The sequence below is a fragment of the Gilliamella sp. Occ4-3 genome (assembly GCF_001690675.1).
GTDB classification, from domain to species: domain Bacteria; phylum Pseudomonadota; class Gammaproteobacteria; order Enterobacterales; family Orbaceae; genus Gilliamella; species Gilliamella bombi.
Genome location: NZ_LZHR01000104.1, coordinates 26,015 through 35,271 on the forward strand (window position 1 = coordinate 26,015; position 9,257 = coordinate 35,271).

A 9,257-nucleotide genomic window follows, 5' to 3' on the forward strand; every position below is an offset into this window, starting at 1 on the left:
AAGGTTAGATAAATTATTTCTCTAATAATCTTTTAGGCTCTATTTTATCTTATCAGTTGATAAAAGATACCTTAAAGGACAATTCGAGAGTCATAATAACAGTCTACTGGAAAAGATTGCTAAAAAAGCATTATAAGTCATCATTTAACTAAATCATAACGAGATATTACTATGCCAAAATTAATTACTAGAATGTATAAAAAACTGAATATTATTAACAACAATATTCGACATTTAATTACATAGGTCTATTATATAATTTGCTAACAGTTAAAAATGTAAAGAAAGTTTATGATTAAAACAAAACATCAACGACTCTAATAAAAAACCAAATTGATGATATTTTATCTATCCGATATAATAGGCCATTAAAAATCATTGACGTATCGAAATAGCTTTATATAATACACAACATCTAAATAAGAAACCTATCTAAGTCTCCTTAGCTCAGCTGGATAGAGCAACGGCCTTCTAAGCCGTAGGTCACAGGTTCGAATCCTGTAGGGGACGCCATTACAAGCAAGATTCAAACTAATTAAGTTTGGTAAGATACAATCTGGTGTATGTGTTGATTCTAAAGGAATATCTTACGATTTAAGCTATATTATAACAGGGCTTTGTAAGATATTAATTTGCAGTAGCTCAAACTTAATCTGACATTTTATCTAATCAGACACCGTTATTTTTTCTTTGTGATATAAGCGACATATCTCTTGTCTGTGACAAGGAGTTAGTTTTGTTTTGTTTATATTCATTACAGTAGTTTCTCAAATTACTGTAAATAATTCTAGTAAATAATGCTCTTATCAAATACCTAATTTGGAAAAGGATTTTATCCCAATTTTAGAAAATGCAACATACAATCAAAATGGAATTTTTATTTTTTCCTTTTGTTTTACTAATTTAAACTTAGTTTTTGTTAGTGTATTTATTCCTGATTAAAGATTCCACTAAAAAAGTTGAGTTTAAGTGGGATTAAATGAGGTTAAAAAGCCTTGATAAACAAGGCTTAAAATAACAAAAAAAGACAATATGGGATTACGTGATATTAAATACAATTATTCCCATTCAATAGTCGCTGGCGGTTTTCCGCTTATATCATATACGACACGAGAAATACCATTGACTTCGTTGATAATTCGATTTGAAACTCGTCCTAGGAAGTCATAAGGTAACTGAGCCCAATGAGCCGTCATAAAGTCGATGGTTTCAACTGCACGCAAGGATACAACCCAATCATATTTACGACCATCCCCCATTACACCTACTGAACGAACAGGTAAGAACACAGTAAAGGCTTGACTTACTTTGTGGTATAGATCAGCTTTATAAAGTTCTTCAATAAAAATAGCATCAGCTTGACGTAACAAGTCGCAATACTCTTTTTCAACCTCACCAAGTACACGTACGCCAAGACCTGGACCAGGGAATGGATGACGGTAAAGCATGTCATAAGGTAAACCAAGTTCTAAACCAACTTTACGGACTTCATCTTTAAATAATTCGCGCAGTGGCTCAACTAAGCCCATTTTCATATCTTCTGGTAATCCGCCTACATTATGGTGTGATTTAATTACATGGGCTTTGCCAGTATCAGCAGCAGCTGATTCAATAACATCTGGATAGATAGTACCTTGAGCTAACCATTTTACATCTTTTAATTTTGCCGCCTCTTCATCAAATACAGCAACAAATTCACGCCCGATAATTTTACGTTTTGCTTCAGGATCTGCTTCACCTTTTAGTGCAGCTAAAAAGCGGTCTTCAGCATTTACAGCTATGATATTTAAGCCAAATTTATTACCAAACATATCCATAACTTGTTGAGCTTCGTTCAAGCGTAACAAACCATGATCAACAAATACACAAGTTAATTGATCTCCGATAGCTTGGTGTAATAACAATGCTGTAACAGAAGAATCAACCCCTCCTGATAAGCCAAGTAATACTTTGTCATTGCCAACCTGTTCTTTAATTCTAGCAATAGCATCGGTAATAATTGAAGATGGTGTCCAAAGTTTTTCGCAGTGACAAATATCAATCACAAAACGTTGCAATAACTCGAAACCTTTTACAGTATGAGTTACTTCTGGATGAAATTGAACGCCATAAAATTGTTTTTCGTCATTAGCCATAATAGCAAATGAGCAAGTTTCAGTACGCCCAATCAGTGTGAAACTATCAGGCAATGCTGTTACTTTATCACCGTGGCTCATCCAAACATCAAGTTGATTAACGCCTTGTTCACTTGCGCTATCAAAAATACCATCAGTTAATTTTGACGATCCAACAAGATCCACTTTAGCATAACCAAATTCACGTTGGTTAGAACCAGTGACTTGACCGCCCTTACCAACTTGAATTGCCATAGTCTGCATGCCATAACAAATACCCAAAACAGGTACGCCAGCATTAAAAACATACTCGGGAGCACGAGGACTATTAGCATCGGTGGTACTTTCAGGACCACCTGATAAAATAATACCCTTAGGATTAAATTGTTTGATTTTCTCTTCTGATACATCCCACGGCCACAGTTCACAATACACACCAATTTCACGAATTCGGCGAGCGATTAACTGGGTAACTTGAGAACCAAAATCAAGGATCAATATGCGTTGTTGGTGGATGTCTTTTTTCATCAATTTTATTCCTAAACTATAAACTATTACAAAATTAGGATGCTATTGTATCATTTACCGATTAAATTGAGAGCATTAATTAAAAACAACTATAAATATTTTATATTATTAATAATTTTGGAATCATGTTATTACAAAATTCAATAAAATGATCATCAAATTAACCTTGTAATAAGTCAACAGATCAAAGAATTGAATTTTCTTTACTTAATTAATAAGTAAACTTGCAATAAATAAACTTATTAAAAGGAGACGTTATGAATACCATTTCAATTTCTTTCATATTACCAACCAAAGCTAAACCAACTCAAATTTGGCAATACTATACTGAGTTTAATTTAAGAAAATTATGGGAAACTGATCTTGAAGACTTTCGTATATTTGGTGACTTAAAAACAGGGGCTAAAGGTATTTTCAAATTACAAAATATACCAGAAATGAAAGTGACTTTATCAAAGATTATTGATGAGCAAGAATTTACAGAACAATTTGATATGCCTGAAATAGGTTTACTGTTTTTCTCACATCAAATTATGGAAATATCACATAATCAATATGCATTAAAATCAGAAATTTCTCTAAAACCAGATCTAAAAATGGATACGAAAGCATCCTATGATTTTATAAAACAGATTTCAGATGATATTATTGATAAAACTTACAAATTAAATGGCTTAGTTGAAGGGTAAATTATGACAAAGAACAATAAGTTTTTGACTCAATTCCGAACTGATTCTGAATCTATTGGTTTTGTTTTTATGAAAACTTATTCGTCCTGGCATACGAATATCAAAAATTGCTTGAAAAAACAGTCTATCACTCATCCCCAATTTATAGTGCTTGCAACGCTTGCTTATCTATCACAGCGGCCAGACGAAATAACACAAGTTATTTTATCAAATAAAACAAATATCGATGTGATGACAATTTCCCAAATATTAGAGAATTTAGAAAAAAAGGATTATATAAAACGCTCTTGCTCAATTAAAGATAGTCGAGCAAAATCCATTCAATTAACCCAAAAAGGATTGAATAAAGCAAATGAAACTGTACCTTTGGTTGAACAAATAGATAAAGATTTTTTTTCCATATTACAAGATGATAAAGAACAATTTATGAAAATGTTATTAACACTATTAAAAAACAACATGGAGGGATAAAATCATTTATAAATTTTTATTATTTATTGTTTTTATCAACTTTGAATGCTTGGACTTGACTTAAAATAAGTTTTTGAAGACCTTGTCGCAAATTTCTAGAACAAAATACTTTAAAACTGAATCGCTATAACTCAAGCTTTAAAAAACTATTACTTGTTGGCTAAATTTAATTAAAAAGGTGATATTGCATCACCTTTTATCGTTAGTTAAAACGTTTTGCTAAACTTATTTTGCAGCGTTTTGTTCTTGTGCTGATTGAATTGCGGTTAATGCAATAGTGTAAACAATATCATCAACTAATGCACCACGAGACAAATCATTCACAGGTTTACGCATGCCTTGTAGCATAGGACCAATCGAAACAAGATCCGCTGAACGTTGTACTGCTTTATATGTGGTATTACCTGTATTAAGATCAGGGAAAATAAACACAGTAGCTTTACCTGCAACTTGTGAATTAGGCGCCTTTGATTTAGCTACATCAGGCATTACCGCTGCATCATATTGTAATGGGCCGTCAATCATTAGATCAGGACGTTTTTCTTGAGCAATGCGAGTTGCTTCTTTCACTTTTTCAACATCAGCACCTTGACCAGAGCTACCTGTTGAGTATGAGATCATCGCAACACGAGGTTCAATACCAAAGGCGATTGCTGTATCAGCCGACTGAATGGCAATTTCGGCTAACTCTTGTGCATTTGGATCTGGATTAATTGCACAGTCACCATAAATATATACTTGATCAGGCATTAACATAAAGAATACTGATGAAACAAGTGAACTACCTGGGGCAGTTTTAATTAATTGTAATGGTGGACGGATAGTATTAGCGGTTGTATGCACAGCACCTGACACTAAACCATCAACTTCATTTGCTTCAAGCATCATTGTACCAAGTACTACGTTATCAGCTAATTGCTCACGAGCAATTACTTCTGTCATGCCTTTATTTTTACGTAATTCAACTAAACGAGGTACATACTTTTCACGAATTAATTCAGGATCAACAATTTCAACACCTTGCCCTAAAGTTACGCCTTGTGAAGCGGCAACTTTACGCACTTCGTCCGGATTCCCAATTAATACACATTTAGCGATATTACGCTCAGCACAAATTGCGGCTGCTTTAACCGTTCTTGGTTCATCACCTTCTGGTAATACCACTACCTTTTTTGCATTACGCGCAAGTTCAGTTAATTGATAACGAAATGCAGGAGGAGACAAGCGACGTGCAGAATTCACTACTTCATTTAATGATTTAATCCATTTAGCATCAATATGATCAGCTACATAATTTTGGGTGTTTTCCATACGTTCTTTATCGTCAGCAGGAATTTCTAAATTAAATTGTTGTAGACTAATCGATGTCTGGAAAGTGTTGGTTTTAACTGTAAATACAGGTAAACCAGTATCAAATGCAGGTTGGCATAATTTTGCAATTTTATCGTCGATTTCATAACCACCAGTTAGGAGTACACCACCAATTGCCACACCATTCATTGCCGCTAAACTGATAGTAACTAACACATCAGCACGATCAGCAGAAGTCACTAAAAGTGCATTTGGTTGTAGGTGGTTAATAATATTTGGTACGCTGCGAGAGCAGAAAGACACATGTTTAATACGACGATTTTTAATACAACCTTCGTTAATGATTTTTGCATCAAAATGCTTAGCAATATCTATAGCACGACAAGCACTTAGATCAATATTCCAAGGAATACAACCAAGAACAGGCAATGGACTGTGTGCATTTAAATCATCGATAGTAATTTTCTTATCATCAAATTTAGGGGTATGATAAATTTCAGCAACATCAGGACGAGCAAGATTTTGCTCTTCAACTGGCGCATTAACTTTATTAACAATCACACCGACGATTTTATCATTTTTAATACCACCAAAGTTAGAACGAGCAATTTCAATACGATCTCTAAGTTGTTCTGGCGTATCTTTGCCCATATTAACTACAAAAATAATTTCGGCGCCAAGAGTTTTAGCAATATTATTATTAAGTTCATTAGCAAAAGGATAATCAGATGTTGGCACAATACCTTCAACTAAAACAACATCAGCTCCTTTAGTATTTTCGGCATAAAGGGCAACGATTTCTTCCATTAACACATCTTGTTGATTTAAACCTAATAGGTTTTCAACATGGCTCATTTTAAGCGGTTTTAGTGTTGGAATTGATGTATTGTTGCTCACTAGGGTTGTGGTATTATCTGGCGCATCGCCACCAGCTCTTGGTTGCGCGACAGGTTTAAACACATTTAAATTAATACCTTGACGCTCCATAGCTCGAATAACGCCCAGACTCACACCTGTTAACCCGACATTAGTGCCAGTTGGGATGAGCATAATTGTACGAGACATAATTATTACCTCTTAAATCTTTATTGTATAAAAACAAACCGCCATTTAGGCGGTTTTGAATATTTATTAAGCAGTTAGACGCGCAGCATCTTGAGCAATGACAAGTTCTTCATTGGTTGGAATAACCATCGCAATAGCTGAACCATCTTTAGTAATTTTGCCACCGTTACCAAAACGAGCTGCAAGGTTACGTTCTTGATCAAGTTCAAAACCAAGAATACCTAATTTTTGTAATGCCATACGACGCACTTCTTCTGAGTTTTCACCGATACCTCCAGTAAATACTATAGCATCTAAACGACCATCTAAAAGCATAGCATAACCGCCGATATATTTTACTAGGCGATGAACAAAAACATCTAAAGCATTTTTAGCATTTTCGTCTTTATCGTAATTATCGGTTACATAACGGCAATCGCTGCTCACACCAGTCAAACCTAATAAACCAGATTTTTTGTTTAAAAGGTTATTAATATCAGCAACAGACATTTTTAAGTTATCATGTAAGAAGAACATAATCGCTGGATCAATATCACCACTACGTGTACCCATCACCAAGCCTTCAAGCGGAGTTAACCCCATTGAAGTTTCAACACATTTACCATTTTTAACAGCTGTAATTGATGCGCCATTACCTAAATGACAAGTAATAACATTAGTTTGGTCAACTGGTTTATTTAATAACTTAGCAGCTTCGCGACTAACATAATAATGGCTAGTACCATGCGCACCATAACGACGAACACCGTGTTTAGTATAAAGTTCGTTTGGAAGAGCATATAGATAAGCTTCTTTTGGCATTGTTGTATGGAATGCAGTATCAAACACTGCAACATTTTTAGTTTTTAGGTGTGGGAACGCAGCAAATGCTTCACGAATACCGATTAAATGTGCAGGATTATGTAACGGTGCAAAAGCAGATGCTTCTTCAATTCCTTTTAATACTGAATCATCAATAACAACTGACTGGGTATATTTTTCGCCACCATGAACAATACGGTGACCAATCGATTTAATGCTATCTAATAATTCTGGCTTTTGTGGAAAGATGCTATTAACAATAAAACGAATTGCTTCACTGTGTGCTGCACCAGCTCCTAGAGAAGCTTCGTTTTTAACACCATCAAGCTTCCACTTAATACGAGCATCAGGAAGATGAAAACATTCAGCTAAACCAGATAAAAACTCATCACCATTTTCAGGGTTTATAATGGCAAATTTTAATGATGAACTTCCGCAATTAAGAACAAGAGCGTTATTACTTGATGACATAGTAATTCCTATAAATTGAATAATAAAGACATATACCAATCAAAATTGGTAACTCAACACATGATTAAAATCAATGTGACTACGCTAAGGTGACTTCTGATATCTTGTTTTTTGAGATAAAATAGAGAGAGTCCCCAATTTGAATGACACTATTTTAAGACAATAAGAAGTGAATGTCGAGGAATCACAATAATATGAATTTAATAACCACATTTAAAGCTGGTCAAAGGTATATGAAGCTTTGCCCAGTAGACAAACAATTAATACATTCATTTCCTGAATTAAAAATTATTAACTACATAAAAACCGCAAATAAATACTTGCCTCCTATCATTATTGGCTTACTCCTTTGGCAGTATTTCATGCCGGCACAAATTGCTGTAACAATAATAACCATACTATTTACCTTAAGCATGCCCTTGCAAGGAATATTTTGGTTAGGAAAACGTGCTCTATCACCCTTACCGCTTAATTTAATTGACTGTTATAACCAATTAAAAATAAAATTAATTGCTAAAAAAATTATTGCCGAAAAAAATAGTATAGAAGACAATAAATTAACATTTGAAGCATTTATGAAAATTATCAACCTAGCCAAATTACATTTAGGTGATTATTTCGGTCAAGACAATGATAGCTCAACTTATTATAAAGAATAATCACAATGGCAAATTTACTCACTATACTACGAAAGCAAATTGACAAATTAGAACAGCAAATTAATTTAGCAAATGATCAACAATTTCAAGAACCTTATTTTGACGAGCAACTATTTCAAACGAATAAAATTGTAACAGATAAAACATTTTACCTTGAAAAAATCAAACAAACTTATCAAGTGTTAGTTGCTAATATAAAATTAGAAAAAGTTGAACAAATAACTTTTTTATCTGACAAGTTAGTTAACCAAATTGCTGCCCTAACGCGTGAACTAGCAACCCAAAACCTACGCCAAAAAGGGTTCCAAAATATTATTGCAGAAACCCTAGCCCAAAAACATATGCGCCACCTAGATTATTTGCGCCGACTACAAGATATGAAATACGAGCTAGAGCTATCGCCCGAAATTATCAATCAAAGTAAAATCGCCGCAATTGATAACCGAATTTACCGCTGTGAACAAGCAATTAAAAAGATTGAATTTGAAATTGAGAATGATATCAATTAATAAATTTCATACTTTCCTAATTTTAATCTGATCTCATTCATTTGATTGAACAGTTTTATTTGGATTTATCCTATAGTTAATTTACGATTAATCAATGCTCTGATACTTTTGAAAATAAATTAATAATCACAACACCAAACATAATAAACCCCATACCAACTAAAGCTGCAAAATCTAAAGTTTGTTTTAGAAAAACCCATGCAATTAAGCTTATTAATACAATTCCAATTCCAGACCAGATAGCATAAGCAATACCTACGGGAATAGTTTTTAGTGCTAATGAGAGTAAATAAAACGAAGCGCTATAGCCCACAATGGTAATGATGGAATAGATAAGATTGGTAAATCCATCAGATAGTTTTAATGAAGAAGTTGCAACAACTTCACAAATAATTGCAAAAAAAAGTAATAAATATGAATTCATCTTAATACCTATAGTCGTTAAATAAAAAGCCGATTACCTAAAATTAATGTTGAAATCTTATAACAATCAATATCTAATTAACTGTTAAACATTGATAGATGAAAAATATAGTTTTGCTTTGTTTTAATATCATTAATTGTGATGAAGAGGTAAAGATAGATAGCTATTAACGCTTGAAAAGGAAAAGCTTTATGATAGCTTAGGTTTCCATTTAA

General features: G+C 33.4%; 8 protein-coding genes and 1 tRNA gene. 5 read left to right on the forward strand and 4 right to left on the reverse strand.

From position 1 onward, the window contains the following. Positions 1-436 precede the first annotated feature (436 nt). Positions 437-513: transfer RNA gene (locus tag A9G44_RS10370), tRNA-Arg, on the forward strand. Positions 514-1,058: 545 nt separating this feature from the next. Here A9G44_RS10370 and guaA read toward each other — a convergent pair. After that, positions 1,059-2,642, reverse strand: coding sequence for a glutamine-hydrolyzing GMP synthase (gene guaA / locus A9G44_RS10375; protein ID WP_065610881.1), 1,584 nt, complete (start codon positions 2,640-2,642; stop codon positions 1,059-1,061). Positions 2,643-2,899: 257 nt separating this feature from the next. Between guaA and A9G44_RS10380 the strand changes: the two genes are divergently transcribed. Together A9G44_RS10380 and A9G44_RS10385 are read left to right on the forward strand one after the other, a co-directional pair. Beyond that, entirely contained in the window at positions 2,900-3,331 is a 432-nt protein-coding gene (locus A9G44_RS10380; protein ID WP_065610882.1) for a hypothetical protein, read from the forward strand. 3 nt (positions 3,332-3,334) lie between these two features. Further along, the gene (locus A9G44_RS10385; protein WP_065610883.1) at positions 3,335-3,802 is read left to right on the forward strand and encodes a MarR family winged helix-turn-helix transcriptional regulator; all 468 of its coding nucleotides are present in this window, start codon (positions 3,335-3,337) and stop codon (positions 3,800-3,802) included. Positions 3,803-4,027: 225 nt separating this feature from the next. On the opposite strand, the gene pta is transcribed toward A9G44_RS10385, so the two are convergent. Continuing rightward, the gene (pta, locus tag A9G44_RS10390; RefSeq protein ID WP_034910613.1) at positions 4,028-6,178 is read right to left on the reverse strand and encodes a phosphate acetyltransferase; all 2,151 of its coding nucleotides are present in this window, start codon (positions 6,176-6,178) and stop codon (positions 4,028-4,030) included. A 66-nt stretch (positions 6,179-6,244) separates the two neighbouring features. Then, positions 6,245-7,450 (reverse strand): acetate kinase, encoded by a 1,206-nt coding sequence (locus A9G44_RS10395; RefSeq protein WP_034910610.1) that lies wholly within the window; start codon positions 7,448-7,450, stop codon positions 6,245-6,247. Positions 7,451-7,644: 194 nt separating this feature from the next. Here A9G44_RS10395 and yfbV point away from each other — a divergent pair, with 194 nt between their 5' ends. Both yfbV and priC read left to right on the forward strand, forming a co-directional pair. After that, positions 7,645-8,109, forward strand: coding sequence for a terminus macrodomain insulation protein YfbV (gene yfbV / locus A9G44_RS10400; protein ID WP_065610884.1), 465 nt, complete (start codon positions 7,645-7,647; stop codon positions 8,107-8,109). A gap of 5 nt (positions 8,110-8,114) precedes the next feature. Beyond that, positions 8,115-8,618 (forward strand): primosomal replication protein PriC, encoded by a 504-nt coding sequence (gene priC, locus A9G44_RS10405; RefSeq protein WP_034910605.1) that lies wholly within the window; start codon positions 8,115-8,117, stop codon positions 8,616-8,618. Positions 8,619-8,709: 91 nt separating this feature from the next. Here priC and A9G44_RS10410 read toward each other — a convergent pair whose 3' ends face one another. Next, complete coding sequence (locus A9G44_RS10410; RefSeq protein WP_065610885.1) at positions 8,710-9,042, reverse strand: DMT family transporter; 333 nt, start codon at positions 9,040-9,042, stop codon at positions 8,710-8,712. Positions 9,043-9,257 lie beyond the last annotated feature (215 nt).

Excerpts from the sequence above, each read along its gene's own strand:
- guaA (WP_065610881.1), bottom strand. The coding sequence starts at position 2,642 with ATGAAAAAAGACATCCACCAACAACGCATATTGATCCTTGATTTTGGT.
- A9G44_RS10385 (WP_065610883.1), top strand. The coding sequence starts at position 3,335 with ATGACAAAGAACAATAAGTTTTTGACTCAATTCCGAACTGATTCTGAA.
- A9G44_RS10410 (WP_065610885.1), bottom strand. The coding sequence starts at position 9,042 with ATGAATTCATATTTATTACTTTTTTTTGCAATTATTTGTGAAGTTGTT.
- A9G44_RS10395 (WP_034910610.1), bottom strand. The coding sequence starts at position 7,450 with ATGTCATCAAGTAATAACGCTCTTGTTCTTAATTGCGGAAGTTCATCA.
- priC (WP_034910605.1), top strand. The coding sequence starts at position 8,115 with ATGGCAAATTTACTCACTATACTACGAAAGCAAATTGACAAATTAGAA.
- pta (WP_034910613.1), bottom strand. The coding sequence starts at position 6,178 with ATGTCTCGTACAATTATGCTCATCCCAACTGGCACTAATGTCGGGTTA.
- A9G44_RS10380 (WP_065610882.1), top strand. The coding sequence starts at position 2,900 with ATGAATACCATTTCAATTTCTTTCATATTACCAACCAAAGCTAAACCA.
- yfbV (WP_065610884.1), top strand. The coding sequence starts at position 7,645 with ATGAATTTAATAACCACATTTAAAGCTGGTCAAAGGTATATGAAGCTT.